13 protein-coding genes are annotated in these 16,289 nt (G+C 39.6%); 8 read left to right on the forward strand and 5 right to left on the reverse strand.

Going from position 1 to position 16,289, the window contains the following annotated elements; translation table 11 throughout:
* Nucleotides 1–48: 48 nt before the first annotated feature.
* A complete protein-coding gene (locus F991_RS08820; protein WP_004670660.1) occupies nucleotides 49–264 on the forward strand; it encodes a DUF1653 domain-containing protein in 216 nt (71 codons plus the stop codon).
* Nucleotides 265–305: 41 nt separating this feature from the next.
* Nucleotides 306–893: an O-methyltransferase gene (locus F991_RS08825; RefSeq protein ID WP_004670661.1), complete on the forward strand. Its 588-nt coding sequence runs from the start codon at nucleotides 306–308 to the stop codon at nucleotides 891–893.
* Here F991_RS08825 and F991_RS08830 read toward each other — a convergent pair.
* Nucleotides 870–1,919: a helix-turn-helix domain-containing protein gene (locus F991_RS08830; protein ID WP_004670662.1), complete on the reverse strand. Its 1,050-nt coding sequence runs from the start codon at nucleotides 1,917–1,919 to the stop codon at nucleotides 870–872. The genes F991_RS08825 and F991_RS08830 overlap by 24 nt on opposite strands.
* Nucleotides 1,920–2,038: 119 nt before the next feature.
* Here F991_RS08830 and F991_RS08835 point away from each other — a divergent pair, with 119 nt between their 5' ends.
* Entirely contained in the window at nucleotides 2,039–3,232 is a 1,194-nt protein-coding gene (locus tag F991_RS08835) for an alkane 1-monooxygenase (protein WP_004670663.1), read from the forward strand.
* A gap of 60 nt (nucleotides 3,233–3,292) precedes the next feature.
* Here F991_RS08835 and F991_RS08840 read toward each other — a convergent pair whose 3' ends face one another.
* Nucleotides 3,293–3,508, reverse strand: coding sequence for a KTSC domain-containing protein (locus F991_RS08840; RefSeq protein ID WP_004670664.1), 216 nt, complete (start codon nucleotides 3,506–3,508; stop codon nucleotides 3,293–3,295).
* Between the two features lie 251 nt (nucleotides 3,509–3,759).
* Nucleotides 3,760–4,323: an alkyl hydroperoxide reductase subunit C gene (ahpC, locus tag F991_RS08845; protein ID WP_004670665.1), complete on the reverse strand. Its 564-nt coding sequence runs from the start codon at nucleotides 4,321–4,323 to the stop codon at nucleotides 3,760–3,762.
* Between the two features lie 346 nt (nucleotides 4,324–4,669).
* Here ahpC and F991_RS08850 point away from each other — a divergent pair, with 346 nt between their 5' ends.
* From F991_RS08850 to F991_RS08860, 3 genes are all read left to right on the forward strand, one after another.
* The gene (locus F991_RS08850) at nucleotides 4,670–5,830 is read left to right on the forward strand and encodes a sterol desaturase family protein (protein WP_004670666.1); all 1,161 of its coding nucleotides are present in this window, start codon (nucleotides 4,670–4,672) and stop codon (nucleotides 5,828–5,830) included.
* Between the two features lie 112 nt (nucleotides 5,831–5,942).
* Nucleotides 5,943–9,818, forward strand: coding sequence for an ATP-dependent RNA helicase HrpA (hrpA, locus tag F991_RS08855; RefSeq protein ID WP_004670667.1), 3,876 nt, complete (start codon nucleotides 5,943–5,945; stop codon nucleotides 9,816–9,818).
* Nucleotides 9,819–9,864: 46 nt separating this feature from the next.
* A complete protein-coding gene (locus F991_RS08860; RefSeq protein ID WP_004670668.1) occupies nucleotides 9,865–10,971 on the forward strand; it encodes a beta-ketoacyl-ACP synthase III in 1,107 nt (368 codons plus the stop codon).
* Nucleotides 10,972–11,037: 66 nt separating this feature from the next.
* Here F991_RS08860 and F991_RS08865 read toward each other — a convergent pair whose 3' ends face one another.
* Both F991_RS08865 and lipA read right to left on the reverse strand, forming a co-directional pair.
* Nucleotides 11,038–12,744: a DUF4394 domain-containing protein gene (locus tag F991_RS08865; protein ID WP_004670669.1), complete on the reverse strand. Its 1,707-nt coding sequence runs from the start codon at nucleotides 12,742–12,744 to the stop codon at nucleotides 11,038–11,040.
* Nucleotides 12,745–13,108: 364 nt separating this feature from the next.
* Nucleotides 13,109–14,122: a lipoyl synthase gene (gene lipA, locus F991_RS08870; protein WP_004670670.1), complete on the reverse strand. Its 1,014-nt coding sequence runs from the start codon at nucleotides 14,120–14,122 to the stop codon at nucleotides 13,109–13,111.
* Nucleotides 14,123–14,310: 188 nt separating this feature from the next.
* Here lipA and sthA point away from each other — a divergent pair, with 188 nt between their 5' ends.
* Nucleotides 14,311–15,726, forward strand: a complete 1,416-nt coding sequence (gene sthA, locus F991_RS08875) for a Si-specific NAD(P)(+) transhydrogenase (protein WP_004670671.1) — start codon at nucleotides 14,311–14,313, stop codon at nucleotides 15,724–15,726.
* A gap of 80 nt (nucleotides 15,727–15,806) precedes the next feature.
* Entirely contained in the window at nucleotides 15,807–16,271 is a 465-nt protein-coding gene (locus tag F991_RS08880) for a DUF3465 domain-containing protein (RefSeq protein WP_004670672.1), read from the forward strand.
* Nucleotides 16,272–16,289: the final 18 nt, after the last annotated feature.

The following is a 16,289-nucleotide window of genomic DNA, read 5'->3' on the forward strand; positions in this document are numbered from 1 at the left end:
GTTATATAACTGCAATCATTTCATGGCATAACTAAAAAGGTAAGCGAGATGGCGTTACAACGTGGTATCTATCAACATTATAAAGGGCAGCTTTATCAGGTGTTTAACGTGGCTCGACATAGTGAAACAGAAGAAGAATTGGTGGTTTATCAATGCTTATATGGTGATTACTCGATGTGGGTGCGTCCACTCACCATGTTTACTGAAACTGTTCAGCTTGAAGGGCAAGTTATTCCAAGATTTAAGCTGATACAAGCGACCTAAACGCGATATTTTTCTAGTTTGAGCATCATGGAGAATCAGATATGACCAACACTGTTTTCTTGCAACGTATTGCTGATTTATACGATGAATTTAAACAACATGATGCTCGACAGTCTGATCGTCTAAGGCGTTATCGCAATATTGAAGCAGAATCAGCTAAATTACTGGCGATGCTCGTACGTACACAGCAATCAAAACGCATTCTCGAGATTGGAACGTCCACAGGATATTCCACCTTATGGTTGGCAGAAGCAGCCAAAACTGTTCAAGGGAGAGTGCTCACTTTAGAAATCAATGCATTTCGGAGTGCGCAAGCTAAAAAATATGCAGAAGATTTTGAGTTAGAAGGGTTTATTGATTTTTGGGTGGGCGATGCCGCTGACTATTTGAAACAAGCAATTGAACCCTTCGATCTTATCCTATTAGATGCTGAACGTGGCAGCTACGTGAGTTATTGGGAGGATTTGAAACGCTTATTAAAATCCTCTGGCAGCACATTGATTATCGATAATGTTATTTCACATCCGGCAGAAGTTAAACCAATGCTAGATCTCATTAAACAAGATGAACACTATATGAGTAGTATTTTACCGGTGGGAGCTGGTTTATGTATGGTGGTTGTTAAATAGCGAATCTTTGCTCTGATGCTCTAAACGGTAGGCTTGTGGACTACACCCTTGTATTTTATTAAAAGCGCGGGTGAAGTTGGCGGGGGTTGAGTACCCTAATTCATAGGCAATATGGGTAATGGTAAACTTAGAGTTTTCTAATAGATCAATGGCTCGTTCGGTACTAATCTTTTGCTTTAGTTGGTGGAATTCGACACCGTACTTTTGCAGATAACGTTGCAATGTTTTGGTCGAAATATTTAAGACTTTTGCACATTCATTTAATGTCGGGATTTGATTGGCTTGACGAAGCATCATACTAACCCATTCGACAATTTCTCCCTGATGATAAATTCTTTGAATTTGCTCCTGACAACGTTGTTCGACCACTTTTAAACTATGGGCATCGGCTAAAGGCAAGGGAAGTGAGAGCTGCTGTTGATCCATAATCACGCGAACGCCTGTAATCCAATGATCGTTAAAATGAAAATTAGCTTTGATTAAATGGATATACTGTTCTTTATATTTTGGTTCGGGTACACTGAGATAAACCTGATATCGTTGTAATTGGTTCCCAGCTAATTCTAATAAACTGTAATAAAAAGCCACTGCAATCGCTTCGATATGGAAGGCAAGACATTGTTTATTCATTTGTAATATCGGTTCAAATAATAACTCAACTTTTTGCTGATCGTGTTGAAACTGAATCGTGAGTTTAAAGCTTGGCATAATCAGTCTGAAGTATTGAGCGATCAGTCGTAAAGCATGTTCAAGATGTGGGCTGGTCATGAGGGCATAACCCACCAGACTATGTGAGCTTAGCTTGATATTTTTGCCTAATTGGAATGCGAGGTCTTCGGTGTTGGGGAGGTTCAAACCCATTTCAATAAATTGTTCAATCTGTTGAATCGTAAGGAGTTCAGTCGTAGAAAGTTGATCACGCAGTAATGTTAATGAGTTGTTATCATATTGATTTGTTTGGATTAAAATATCAATCAATCGTATATAGTAACGCGAAGGAATAACTGGAATTTGTTGGTTTTGCACAATTAATAGTCCATGTAGTCTTAAAATGATAATACCAAGTCTTAAAATGATAATAAAGACTCACTTTAAAAGAACACAATTGATGGAAGCAAGAAGAGTAATTGATTGAGGAGTTTCTAATGAATATGCATACTCAACTAGATGTAGCGCATGCAACAACACGGTTCAAAGATAAAAAACGTCATTGGTGGTTATTAGGTTTGGCTGTACCTGCAATTGCCATGAGTGGCTTAGCTGGTTATCAATTTGGTCCTAAAAAAACGAAAAAGTTTTTTGCTTCATTTGGTCCTTTATTTTTGCATGGTGTCATTCCAAGTTTGGATAAATTGATTGGTGAAGACACTGAAAATCCACCGATTGATGCAATCGCAGGTCTGGAAGCTGATCCATATTATGCGCGTATTGTTAAACTGTATATTCCCTTGCAATATGCTGTAAATATCTACGGCACGTATCTCGCAAGTCGAAGCAATACGCCTGTCGCTGATCAAGTTTTATTGGGAACATTAATCGGCATGGTGAATGGTGTCGCGATTAATACTGCACATGAGCTGAGTCATAAAAGTGGCAAGCTAGAACATTATTTATCGCATTTGGCATTGGCACCCTCAGGATATAATCATTTCCGTATAGAACATCCTTATGGTCACCATCGTCGTGTTGCTACCCCAGAAGATCCCGCTTCATCACAATTTGGCGAAACTTTTTGGAAATTTTTACCACGTACTGTCATTGGTAGTTTTAAGTCTGCGATTGAAATCGAAAAGAGCCGTTTAGCTCGTAAAAAATTACCATTTCTATGTAAAGAAAATGAGCTTTTACATGGTTGGGCAATGTCAGCCATTTATCATGCAGCGATGTTTAGCAAATTTGGTGTACGTTCAATACCGTTTCAAGTGACTCAGGCGGCGTATGCAGTAACCCTATTTGAATCAGTGAATTATATCGAACATTATGGTTTGAAACGGGAAAAGCAAGCCAATGGAAAATATGAAAGAACATTGCCTGAGCATAGTTGGAACAATAATAATGTGGTGACCAATTTGTTTTTGTACCAATTACAACGACATTCGGACCATCACGCCAATCCAGCGAGAAGTTTTCAAACCTTACGTCATTTTGAAGATGCACCTCAATTACCCGCGGGTTATGGTGCAATGATTCTCCCTGCATTTGTTCCTGCATGGTGGTCAAAAATTATGGATGATCGAGTCATGCAGCACTACAACGGTGATTTAGCTAAAATCAACATGCATCCGAGTGCCAAAGAAAAAATGTTTGAGAAATATGCAGAGCAAGCAGATGGTGCGTGATTAGGGACTATAGATATCCTCATTTTAGCAACAGAAATCAGCCCAAATCGGGCTGATTTTTTATGAGGAAGCTGAAATAGAGAGTCGTTTAAAATGTAGGTCAAATTCAAGATACTTGTGTACAAATGCAGCTTTGTCGGTAGAGCGGAGTAAGTTGTCGTAAATAAATTTTGGTACAGGATGGTACAGTTCACCTGAACCATTGTTATAAAATATTTTTAAATAACGTGAAGAAACGTCATATTTCCAAGAAGTTACAATAACAGTTTTTTCCATACATTTGCCCCCATATCAATAGTAGACCCATGTCCATATAAAAAACGCTTTACTTCATCATTTGACAGTACTCCAAGTCTCAGAAGCTGACAATTAATAAATGAACTTTGCGATGAAGATATAAGTATAAGAATTGTAAAAAATTTGCAATTAAAACGAAGCACAGGCTAGCAGGAATTTATAAATATTTTAGACAAAAAGAAACCACCCAAAAAAGGGTGGTTTCTGACGTATTAGTTGAATCTAATGAATTAGATTTTACCAACTAAGTCGATAGATGGAGCGAGGGTAGCTTCACCTTCTTTCCATTTCGCTGGGCAAACTTCACCTGGGTGGCTAGCTACGAATTGAGCAGCTTTAAGTTTACGTAAAGTTTCTGATACATCACGAGCAATTGAGTTGTCATGAATTTCAGCAGTTTTGATTACGCCTTCAGGGTTAATGATGAACGTACCACGAAGTGCTAAACCAGCTTCTTCAATATGAACATCAAAAGCGCGTGTTAATTGATGAGTAGGATCACCAATTAATGGGAATTGAGCTTTACCAACAGCAGGAGAAGTTTCATGCCATACTTTGTGAGAGAAATGAGTATCAGTCGTTACGATATAAACTTCCGCACCAGCTTTTTTGAATTCTTCATAGTTGTCAGCAGCATCTTCAACTTCTGTTGGACAGTTGAATGTAAATGCAGCTGGCATGAAAATAAGAACAGACCATTTACCTTTAAGATCTGCTTCAGTTACTTGAATGAATTCACCGTTACGGAATGCATCAGCTTTAAATGGTTTAACTTCAGTATTAATCAAGCTCATCATTGTCTCCATGATTGCGGTATATCTTTAAACTACGAAAGTGTTTACGAGATATAGAATAGTTAATTTTTCATTATTGGGGAAATAGTATTTTTACATGATTAGAATCGGAAAAATGAATTGATCGATTTAAATCCACATTTTCACCCAATCTATCCTGATTTGACTTCAAGTTGATGACGTCAAGATGACAGGAGATTTTAAAATTAATGCGTTAGACAACATGCAGTCTATATCATTAAAATTCAAGGGTAGAATGGAAAAATATATAAAAAATGTTTAATTTCTGGACTATAATTTAATTTGTGAGCTTTTTGCTCGAGTAGATAGTGAATTAACACCAACAATGACTGATCATTTAAGAACAAGATTCGAAAACTTAGAACTGAATATGGGTTTGGGGAAAATTAGCGCTTTTATTTCAATGTCCTTAGGTCTGCTAAGTATATTCGGCGCTTTGTGTTTTTTATTTCCCACAGTATTAACGACACCAGAACTTCGCCCATTTTATGTGCAATATTATGATGTCTTTTATTTTAGTTTAATATTGGCTATTGTTCTGAGTGTCGGTTTTGGCGCATATAGCTCAATCATTCGTCAAAATCGATATGGGTTTTACGGATTATGTTTTGCTTTAGTTGCAGCAGTTCTCGGCTGTGGCTTGATCAAAGCACCGATACTTCCAAGTCTTCCTTTCTATGCTGGGATTGATTATTTCGTTCTGACGCTTGTGATTTTGGCTGTTATTTTTATTCCGCTTGAGGGTTTTTTTGCCAAAAATCCTGAGCAAAAAATTCTTAGGGTTGGCTGGGTGACAGATATGAAATATTTCATGTTTAGTCATATCGGTATTCAGTTATTCACCTTTTTAACAGTCATGCCAATTCAATATTGGATCACTCATTTACCAAATAATCCAATTGTGCCTTATGTACAGGCGCAACCGATTTGGTTACAGTTCATCGAGTTGCTTATTGTTGTGGATTTTGTGGTGTATTGGCTGCATCGAGCGATGCATGAAGTGAATTTCCTTTGGCGTTTTCATGCCATTCATCATTCTACTGAATATATGGATTGGCTGGCATCTTCACGTTTGCATGCTGTTGAAGTGTTAATGACACGTTTTTTAGCAACTTTACCTATTTTTCTTTTGGGTTTTCACACTTCAGCCGTGTTTGCGTACCTGATCTTTATTTCCTTTCACGCCATATTTATTCATTCTAATGTACGTTTTCGCTTTCCTTATTTGCGTTGGATTATTGCCACTCCTGAGTTTCATCATTGGCATCATTCTTCTGAAAAGCCTGCAATTGATAAAAATTATGCCGCATTTATCCCTGTGTATGATGTCGTTTTTAAAAGCGTGTATATGCCAAATCATTTGGCGAGTGTGTATGGCACGGTAGGCTATAAAATTCCAAATAGTTTTGTGAAGCAGTTTACTTGGCCTTTTAAAAAATACGTAAAGCGTTTTCTTCAGCGTTTTGATTCGTCATCTAAATCTTGAAGATATTGATCAATATGCATCAATTTCCCAACGGGATTGGTGTAGTTGCTTTGCATAGCAACACTTTAAAGCGTAAAATAGCCGATTATTTTATTTTCAGGAAAGCTGTTCAGTGCAGAGTCATTTAAATGTAGATCAATGGGTTATGGCACGTGACCGCCACCGTTTAAATCGACTGCGCAGAGATAAAAAAACCGAAACAGCAGAAATTGAAAAACTATTTGCACAATCGAATCATAAAGTTAAACAGCGATTGGCGCGTCTCCCAAAGATCAAGCTTAACCAAGACCTACCTGTTACGCGCTATGCAGATCGTTTGATTGAAGCGATTCAAAAGCATCAAGTGATCATTGTGGCGGGGGAAACTGGCTCAGGTAAAACTACACAGCTTCCTCAAATTGCAATGCTGGCAGGTCGTGGTTTGACAGGCATGATCGGGCATACTCAGCCACGTCGTTTGGCGGCGCGAAGTGTATCGCAACGTATCGCGGAAGAAGTGGGCGAAAAACTCGGTGAATCCATTGGTTTTAAAATTCGATTTAATGAACAAGGGTCACAAGACTCTATTGTTCGTTTAATGACGGATGGTATTCTGCTTGCTGAACTGACCAATGACCGATTCTTATCAAAATATGACACGATTATTATAGATGAAGCACATGAGCGTTCGCTCAATATTGATTTTATCATGGGCTATTTAAAGCAGCTTTTGCCGAAGCGCCCAGATTTAAAAGTGATCGTGACCTCAGCCACGCTTGATGTAAATCGTTTTAGTCAGTATTTTTACAATGCACCCGTATTTGAAGTTGAAGGGCGGAGTTTCCCCGTTGAACTTCGTTACCGCCCAATTTCTGAACTGAACATTGTCGGTAGTGATGATGACGAGTTTGATGATTTTGAGGAAAATTTACCGCGTGCAGTCGTACAAGCGGTAGAGGAATGTTTTGCTGATGCGGATAGCAAAGGTCATCCAGAACATGCTGATATTTTAATTTTTGCCAGCACTGAGCAAGAGATTCGGGAATTACAAGAAACCCTACAAAAACATGGCCCTCGTCATACTGAAGTGTTGCCTTTATATGCACGTCTAGCGATTGCAGAACAACAAAAGATTTTTAGTCCGAGTGGAAAAGGGCGACGGATTATTATTGCCACTAACGTTGCTGAAACGGCACTTACTGTACCGAATATACGTTATGTGATTGATAGTGGTTTTGCGCGTCTTTCACGCTATAACTATCGTTCACGAGTACAACGGTTACCGATAGAGGCGATTTCACAAGCTGCGGCGAACCAACGTAAAGGACGTTGTGGTCGTATCGCTGCGGGTGTGTGTATTCGTCTTTATAGCGAAGATGACTTCCTTAGCCGCCCAGAGTTTACTGAACCAGAAATTAAGCGAACCAATCTTGCCTCTGTAATTTTACAAATGCAAAGTTTGGGATTGGGCGATTTGGAAGATTTCGATTTTATCGAGCCACCTGATTTCCGTTTAGTCAATGATGGACGTAAGTTGTTGGTTGAGTTGGGCGCTTATAATGAGCACACTCAATCCGCTCATAAGAAGAAAGGTGGATTAACCAAAATCGGTCAAATGATGGCGCGGATGCCGATTGATCCTCGTTTGGCGCGTATGATTATTGGTGGTGCGCATTTTGGTGTGCTGAAAGAAATTTTGGTGATTGTGAGTGCTTTGGCTGTTCAAGACCCACGAGAACGTCCTGCCGATAAACAAATGCAGGCGGATCAAAAGCATGCTTTATTTAAAGAAACCGATTCTGACTTTTTATTCTATTTAAAGCTATGGGATACCTTACAAATCAGCCCAGAGACACAATCAGAAAGTAAGCGTCGTCAATTTGCGCGAAATCACTTTTTAAGTTGGTTGCGTTTACGCGAATGGAAACAAACTTATCAACAATTGGTTGAATTGGCTGAAGGTTTGAAACTTAGCTTTAATGAAAAACCAGCCAATTATGAGAATTTACACCGTGCTTTGTTAACAGGTTTACTTTCCTTTATCGCCAACAAAACGGATGAACGAAATACCTTTATGGCGGTGCGCCAACAAAAAGCGAAGGTGTTTCCAGCCAGCACTTTACATAAGACCAATACCGCTTGGGTGATGGCATTTGAGATGGTGGAAACGTCTCAAGTCTATTTGAGGACGTTGGCGAAAATTGATCCTGAATGGATTTTATTGGCTGCTGGCGATTTATTGAAACATCACTATTTTGAACCGCACTGGTCGAAAAAAGCGGGTATCGTCAATGCCTATGATCAGATTTCATTGTTTGGTTTGATTATTGAACCTAAGCGGCTGATCAATTTTGAAAAAGTGGATCAAGCTGCTGCACATGAAATCTTTTTACGAGATGCTTTAACGACAGGGCATTTGGGGATTACTCCACCATTTCTAAAGCACAACTTATTAAAGCTTGAAGAAGTTGAGCGCGTTGAAGACAAATTACGTCGTCGTGACTTGGTGGTCGATGAAGAAACGATTTACCAGTTTTATGCCAATAAAGTTCCGACCGAAATCGCCAGCCGTCGTAGTTTTGAAGATTGGCGAGCAACGGTAGAGCCTGAACATCCACGTTATTTATTTGTTGATGATGACGCGTTGTGGATGAATGATCGCCCAACCACGCAGCAGTTTCCTGATTATTTGCATAATGGACAATTACGCTTGGCGGCCAGCTATCGTTTTGACCCAAGTCATGATGAAGATGGCGCGACTGTGAAGATTCCAGTGCAAGCCTTAGCACAAGTTGATGAAAATCAATGGTCATGGGGCATTCCAGGTTGGCGACAAAATTTAATTGAGGCGCTGTTAAAAGCATTGCCAAAAGATAAACGTCGAAATATTGTTCCTATTCCAGATACAGCACGAAAGTTGATACAAGGGATCGATGCAGTTCATTTGCGTGAACATTTATTTAGTTATTTGGCTTTTGCCTTACGCGGTGAGCAAATCACTGAAAAAGATTTTTCTTTTGAACGAATTGATCAATACCTTATTCCTTTTATTAAAGTTCTCGATGAAAAAGGTAAATTAATCGCGCAAGGTCGTGACTTGGATGAGTTAAAAGCGCGTTGTCGTGTAGAAACGCATCGCGCTGTAAAGCAACATGAGGGTGAGTTTAAAACTTTTCCTGAGCATTTTGTTTTTGAAGCTTCACAAAAAGTGACGGGTGTATTGGTGAAACAATATCAAGCACTCGTACCAAGTAAAGCATTTGCTGATTTAGATGCAAAAGATGAATCTGGTGTTGTGATTCAGACGTTTAATGATCAAGAAGAAGCAATTAAACAGCATAGAGAAGGGATAATTCGCCTTGTTCACATGCAACTTGGTGATTTGATTCGTCAATTGAAGAAGCAAATTTCTAAACCATTGGCATTGGCTTATTCACCATTAGGTGATAAAGCAAAGTTGGAACAAATGTTGGTTTACGCGACTTTACAAGTTTCGATTCAAACGCTTCCTATTGATGCTGCTGAGTTTGAAAGCTTATTGGCGAATACCAAAAAGCATTTTTTATCTTTGGGTCAGCAGACATTGACTGATTTGACTGAAATATTTACGCAATGGCAGCAAGTTCGCCGTGAATTGCTTGTCCTCGATCAAACCATTTTCACTCGCAGCGTAGATGACATCGAAGATCAACTAGATCTTATGTCCCTCGCAAACTTTGTTTATAGTCGTCCCGCTGATCTTTGGCAGGAATACCCGCGTTATTTAAAAGCTTTGCTATTGCGTTTAGATAGATTGCCCAATAATCTACAAAGAGACCTTGCGGCAATTGATGAAGTCGATCCTTGGATGGACAAGCTATTTAAATTTAAAAATGATCCTAAAATCAAAGAATTGTACTTGATGATGGAGGAGTTGCGAATTTCCTTGTTTTCTCAACCGATGAAAACAAAGATGCCAATTTCACCAAATAGATTACAAAAACTATGGGATCGATTATCAATCGGTTAAACTGAGCAATAATGAAAGCTAGAACCATTCTTTACAGGAGTTTTACATGGGCATTCGTATAACAGGTACAGGGTTATTTCACCCGACCGAATCTATTTCCAATGCAGAATTGGTGGAAAGTTTAAATGCTTATGTAGAACAATATAACCAAGAACATGCTGACAAAATTGCAGCAGGTGAATTAGAGCCATTACGTGGTTCAAGCCCTGAGTTTATTGAAAAAGCATCAGGCATTCAGCGCCGTTATGTGGTTGAGAAGTCTGGTATTCTTGATCCAAAGCGTTTACGTCCTCATTTACAAGAACGTAGCAATGATGAGCTTTCACTTCAGGCGGAGTGGGGTGTGATCGCAGCCAAACAAGCGATGGAAAATGCAGGTGTTACTGCAGAAGACATCGATGTTGTGATTTTAGCTTGTTCAAATATGCAACGTGCTTATCCAGCAGTGGCGATTGAGATTCAATCTGCACTTGGCATTCATGGCTATGCTTACGATATGAATGTAGCTTGTTCTGCTGCCACATTTGGTTTAAAGCAAGCTTATGATGCGGTGAAGTGTGGTGCTCGCCGTGTTTTACTGCTCAATGTTGAGATTACATCAGGTCATTTAGACTATCGTACCCGTGATGCACACTTTATTTTTGGTGATGTTGCGACAGCATCGATTATCGAAGAAACTGAAACAAAATCAGGTTATGAAATTTTAGATATTCATTTGTTCACGCAATTCTCAAACAATATTCGTAATAACTTTGGTTTCTTGAACCGTAGTGAAGATGCGGTGGTGGATGATAAATTATTCCGTCAAGATGGACGTAAGGTCTTTAAAGAAGTTTGCCCGCTTGTTGCAAAAATCATTACTGCACAATTGGAAAAACTTGAATTGACAGCTGAGCAGGTTAAGCGTTTCTGGTTACACCAAGCCAATGCCAATATGAATGAACTGATTTTAAAATTAGTTGTAGGTAAAGAGGCTGATTTAGAGCGTGCGCCAATCATTTTAGATGAGTTTGCAAATACCTCATCAGCGGGTGTGATCATTGCGATGCATCGTACAGGTGAACAGGTCAATGATGGTGAATACGCTGTGATCTCTTCATTCGGTGCAGGTTATTCAGTCGGTTCGATCATTGTGCAAAAGCATATTGCATAAGTTTTGAAAATTTAAAAAAAACACCGCATCTGAATATGCGGTGTTTTTTTATTTAAGCAATGATATTTACTTCAACATAATGGCGAGGTCTATCAGTTGTGGGGTGGTGCTGCTACCAATTGTCGAAGCCGCCAGATTTGGTGTACCGTCTACATTAACAGCGAGTCTAGCTCTTGGTGTCATAATCGTTGTATCACTGTTTAAATCGATGCGATATAGAACGGATGGGCCGGTCATTCCAGACACGGTTGCTAAAGCAAAACCATTGTCTCCACCAGCAATGTCAAAACCATTATCCATCCCTAGATTGATTCCTAATGCACCAATCGAATTGAGTACACCATCATTTGGTGGACTTTGTTTCACTAAAAGTTGGTTGCCTTGATCTAAGTTAAATAGTTCTGTACCTATCATTGGGATAGGCGTTTGGAAACTGTTGGTATAGGCTGCTGCGCTGACGACTGCATCATTGATACCATTTAAGTCACCATCAGTAATGGTGTCGCCTGTATCAACATTGATCCTTAAACTTTGTCCTGTATTACTAATGACACGTAAACGGTCAGCAGCAGGGTTAAAGTCAACAGCAAAGCTTGTACCAAGTAGCGTTGTGAAAGGATTATCATCAGCCATCGCAGCTTTCAGTGAGGATTGAAGTGTTGCTATACCTGTTTGAGTATTAATGGTATATAGATTTGATTGGTCACTGAGTCCATATAGCATGCCAGATTTATCAGTCGTGGTTTTAAATCGAAAATCGATTCCAACAATTTTTTCTGCAACTTTTAAACCAGTAATATTGGTCTGTTTGACTGAATTTGGTGTGTTCGCCATAAAATGAATCAGTTGATTATTGGCACTCAAACCAAATGCATGTGCACCACTATCGGCAGCACTTGCAAGTGCTAAGCCTCGAATACCTGAAGTCTGAAATACATTTGGTAAGTTTTTGCTTTCAACAACGGCAGCATTTTCTGAGCCGACGGCAGTAACATTGAGGTGGTGGAGTTGATATGTGCCTGCAACTTTCAGGGCGGCATAGCCAACGTTATTAATCGGGTCAATATCAAAACCACCGCCGCCTTCAACATCAACACCTGATGCAAGCATTGCTGAATTGCCTAATGTGCCCGCATTTGCATTTTGTAAATAGATACGATCCGTATTCTGGTCAATACTAAATAATCGTGTTGAAGCTGTACCAGCAAACGCATTGGTATATGCAGCAGCAATAATGGCGACTGATTCACCCCCTAAACTAATGTTGCCATCTGTGATCGTCGCCCCCGTATCAACATTAATTCGCAGATTTTGTCCATCATTGCCGATGACTCGCAAGCGATCCGCTGCTGGATTAAAGTTTACAGTCATCAGGTCAGGATTGCCTGTGATTTTGTCAAATGGTGCATTGCCGTCTGTAGTATCCGCTGGGTCAGCAACTAACTTACTTACCCAAGTCGCACGCCCAGTTTGAGGGTTTAGCGTATATATATTGCCCATAGTACCGACGGCATATAATTTTCCATCTTTTGGACGGTGGTCTATGCCAATCAGTTGTTCACCAGATTGTAGATTTGTGATTTTTAAATTAGAAACCAACATTTCAGGTTGATCACGATTGATTGAACCTATCATTCCATTGCTTGTCAGAATCAGCACATCGCCCGTTTTCGTGGGAGAGGGATTGGAATTATTATTTGAGTCATTATTGCAACCCAAAAGGAATAAGCTGCCTAAGACTGCGGTAGTCAGTGATAATATTCTTGTATTCATTTTTTAAATCCTGATTAATATTTTTGTTCATACAAAGCCTTAAGAAATATTCCTTATTACTTATAAAACTTGGGGCTTCTGTGATTGAGGGACTTACTGTAAATAAAGATTGAGCGCTTTATTTTTAGCTGTTAATTTAAAAAAATTTATTAACTAGAATCAGCATATAAGTGCTGATATTGAAAGTAAATCAATGTTTTTAAGTGGTTTTTTTGTAGTTGGGTTTTGAGTTGTAATTATTCACGCGGAATTCACGGCTGATCAGAAATTTTAATTGTTAGGATGTGGTGATTTGTGTGAGTTAGTGTTCTTAGGTATGAAAAAAAGAGAGAATCAGGGGATTCTCTCTTTTGCTTGGAAACGATTATGCTTCTACTGTTTGGACTGCGATTTTTTTAGCAGGATCGGCTTTACGTCGAACAGCAGGAACTGGTTCACCACGATATTGGCGGTCAGCGAAATAGCTAGAACGCACCATTGGCGCAGACCAAATATTTCTAAAACCTAATTTACGTCCATGCTCAGCATAACGCTCGAATTCTTCAGGTGTGACAAAACGATCAATTGGCGCATGTTGTTTAGATGGCTGTAAATACTGACCAATCGTGATGTAATCTACGTCATGTGCTCTAAGGTCATCCAAAAGGGCAATCACTTCTTCTTCAGTTTCACCAATGCCGACCATCAAACCACATTTGGTTGGAATATCTGGACAATATTCTTTAAACATTTTTAACAGATTTAAAGAATGTTGGTAGTCAGAGCCCGGACGCATGGCTTTATATAAGCGTGGTACGGTTTCAATGTTGTGGTTGAAAACATCAGGCGGGCATTCGGTCATGATGCGAAGTGCAATATCGAGGCGTCCACGGAAGTCTGGAACTAAAATTTCCAACAAGGTATTTGGGCTAAGCGCGCGAGCTTCTCTGATACAGTCAACAAAATGTTGAGCACCGCCATCAAGTAAATCATCACGGTCCACTGAGGTGATTACGGCATATTTTAAGCCGAGATTCGAGATCGTTTCTGCCATGTGGCGTGGTTCATCCGCATCAAGTGCATTTGGACGACCGTGTGCAACGTCACAGAAAGGACAGCGACGTGTACAAATATCGCCCATGATCATAAAGGTTGCGGTACCACCACCAAAGCATTCTGGTAGGTTAGGGCAAGCAGCTTCTTCACAGACAGTATGCAGTTTTTGCGAACGCAAGGTTGTTTTGATACGTTGAACCTCTTCTGGTGCGGCCATCTTGACGCGAATCCAGTCTGGTTTACGAGGTACTTCAACCGTAGGAATCACTTTTACAGGAATTCTTGCGACTTTTTCGGCGCCACGAAGTTTTAAGCCCTGTTCAGCTTTACGGTGTTCAGACATATCTTTTCTACAACCTTTAACTTGAGATATCTAGACATTATAGTCAAATTTACGAGTGTATAGGACGAAATAGGTATTCATTTTAAAAATGTGTATATATAAAATATATGGTTGAGAAATACATCAATTCAACGCATATTGGTTATCATGTATATAGTAATAAACGTTTAACAGTCAAGGAGCTTTGAATGCCACGTAAGAAAGAGGTCGTTGGTGGGAATATTGTAAAATATGATGCAGTCATTCTCGGTTCTGGCCCAGCTGGTGAAGGCGCGGCAATGAAGCTGGCAAAAGCAGGTAAACGTGTTGCAATAGTGGATGTTCGTGATCAACTCGGCGGTAACTGTGCGCATGTCGGTACCATTCCAAGTAAAGCGTTACGTCAAACAGTTTCAAGTATTATCCGTTATCAACGTGACCCAATGTTTCAAAAAGTAGGTGAGTGGAAACAATTCACCATGAAACAGGTGCTACGTAACGCGCACAAAGTGATTCAGCAACAAGTCGATACGCATACCCGTTTTTATGATCGCAATAAAATCGAAACTTTTCATGGCCGTGCCTATATCCACGATAAAAATACCGTCTTGATTTTCAGTCATGATGGGATTAAGGACACGATTATTTGCAAACAAATCGTGATTGCTACGGGTAGTCGTCCTTATCAACCCCAAGGATTAGATTTTAATCATCCTCGCGTATTTGATTCAGACAAGATTTTAGATTTAGATTATACGATTCAAAAAATTATCATCTATGGTGCGGGTGTTATTGGATGTGAATATGCGTCTATTTTCATTGGATTAGACCATAAAGTTGATCTAATCAATACTCAGCAAAAGTTATTGAGTTATTTAGATGATGAGATTGCTGATGCCTTGTCTTATCATTTGCGTGAACAAGGCGTTTTGATTCGTCATAATGAACAAATTGATCGTTTAGAAACGTTTGATGATCACGTGGTATTGCATTTACTTAGCGGTAAGAAAATCAAAGCTGATGCGATCTTATGGTGTAATGGTCGTTCAGGCAATACCGATGGTCTAGGTTTGGAAAATGTTGGTTTAGTGCCAAATAGCCGCGGTCAGTTGATGGTTAATGATCAATATCAAACCGAAGTAGACAATATTTTTGCTGCGGGTGATGTTATTGGTTGGCCATCGCTAGCATCTGCTGCCTATGACCAAGGTCGTTGCGCGGGTGCGAATATGGTCGGTGAGAAAAATGTCAAACCAATTAAAGATGTGCCAACTGGAATTTATACCATTCCAGAAATTTCTTCGATTGGAAAAACCGAGCAAGAGCTAACGGAAGAAAAAATCCCATACGAAGTAGGACAGGCTTCTTTCCGTCATTTGGCACGCGCCCAAATCACAGGTGATACGGTCGGCGAATTAAAGATTTTATTCCATCGAGATACTTTAGAAGTGCTGGGTATTCACTGCTTTGGTAACAACGCGGCTGAGATTATTCACATTGGGCAGGTGGTCATGCATAGTCCAAACAATACCTTGAAGTATTTTGTAGAAACGACATTTAACTATCCGACGATGGCAGAAGCATATCGTGTTGCTGCCTTGAATGGGATGAATCGTCTATTCTAACTGTGCTAGACATTGTATGATCTAAATGCCAATCAAATTGATTGGCATTTTGCTATTTTGTATTTGATAAAAGGGTTGCTATGAAAACTCAGAAAAATAATGTACTGGTCTTGATCGTTATTGCCTTGCTGATCTTTGCTTATGTTGGTTTAGAGCTTAAGCAAAAGAGCACACAGCTCGAGACATCTTCATCTGTTGAGCAGCGTGTTGATGATCAAGCCAAGATCATGCAAGCCTATCAACAACAACGAAGTAAGCTTCAGGTGCGCTCACAAGGAACAGTGAAAGCGATTTTGCCTGATGACAATGATGGCTCAAGACATCAAAGGATGATTTTAGAGTTGGACAATGGCTTGACGGTTTTGATTGCCCATAATATTGATTTGGCACCCCGAATAGAGGGATTGCAAAAAGGTGAAACGGTAGAGTTTTATGGGGTGTATGAATATAACAATAAAGGTGGGGTGATCCATTGGACACACCATGACCCAAGAAGAAAACATATTGATGGATGGTTGAAATATAAAGGAAGAATGTATCAGTAACGATCTTCCTTTATGGGT

This window comes from Acinetobacter sp. CIP-A165 (assembly GCF_000367985.1).
In the GTDB taxonomy this organism is placed as follows: Bacteria; Pseudomonadota; Gammaproteobacteria; order Pseudomonadales; family Moraxellaceae; genus Acinetobacter.

Coding starts and splice junctions, on each gene's coding strand:
- F991_RS08820 (WP_004670660.1), top strand. CDS start 49: ATGGCGTTACAACGTGGTATCTATCAACATTATAAAGGGCAGCTTTAT.
- F991_RS08825 (WP_004670661.1), top strand. CDS start 306: ATGACCAACACTGTTTTCTTGCAACGTATTGCTGATTTATACGATGAA.
- F991_RS08835 (WP_004670663.1), top strand. CDS start 2,039: ATGAATATGCATACTCAACTAGATGTAGCGCATGCAACAACACGGTTC.
- F991_RS08840 (WP_004670664.1), bottom strand. CDS start 3,508: ATGGAAAAAACTGTTATTGTAACTTCTTGGAAATATGACGTTTCTTCA.
- ahpC (WP_004670665.1), bottom strand. CDS start 4,323: ATGAGCTTGATTAATACTGAAGTTAAACCATTTAAAGCTGATGCATTC.
- F991_RS08850 (WP_004670666.1), top strand. CDS start 4,670: ATGACTGATCATTTAAGAACAAGATTCGAAAACTTAGAACTGAATATG.
- F991_RS08860 (WP_004670668.1), top strand. CDS start 9,865: ATGGGCATTCGTATAACAGGTACAGGGTTATTTCACCCGACCGAATCT.
- F991_RS08865 (WP_004670669.1), bottom strand. CDS start 12,744: ATGAATACAAGAATATTATCACTGACTACCGCAGTCTTAGGCAGCTTA.
- lipA (WP_004670670.1), bottom strand. CDS start 14,122: ATGTCTGAACACCGTAAAGCTGAACAGGGCTTAAAACTTCGTGGCGCC.
- sthA (WP_004670671.1), top strand. CDS start 14,311: ATGCCACGTAAGAAAGAGGTCGTTGGTGGGAATATTGTAAAATATGAT.
- F991_RS08880 (WP_004670672.1), top strand. CDS start 15,807: ATGAAAACTCAGAAAAATAATGTACTGGTCTTGATCGTTATTGCCTTG.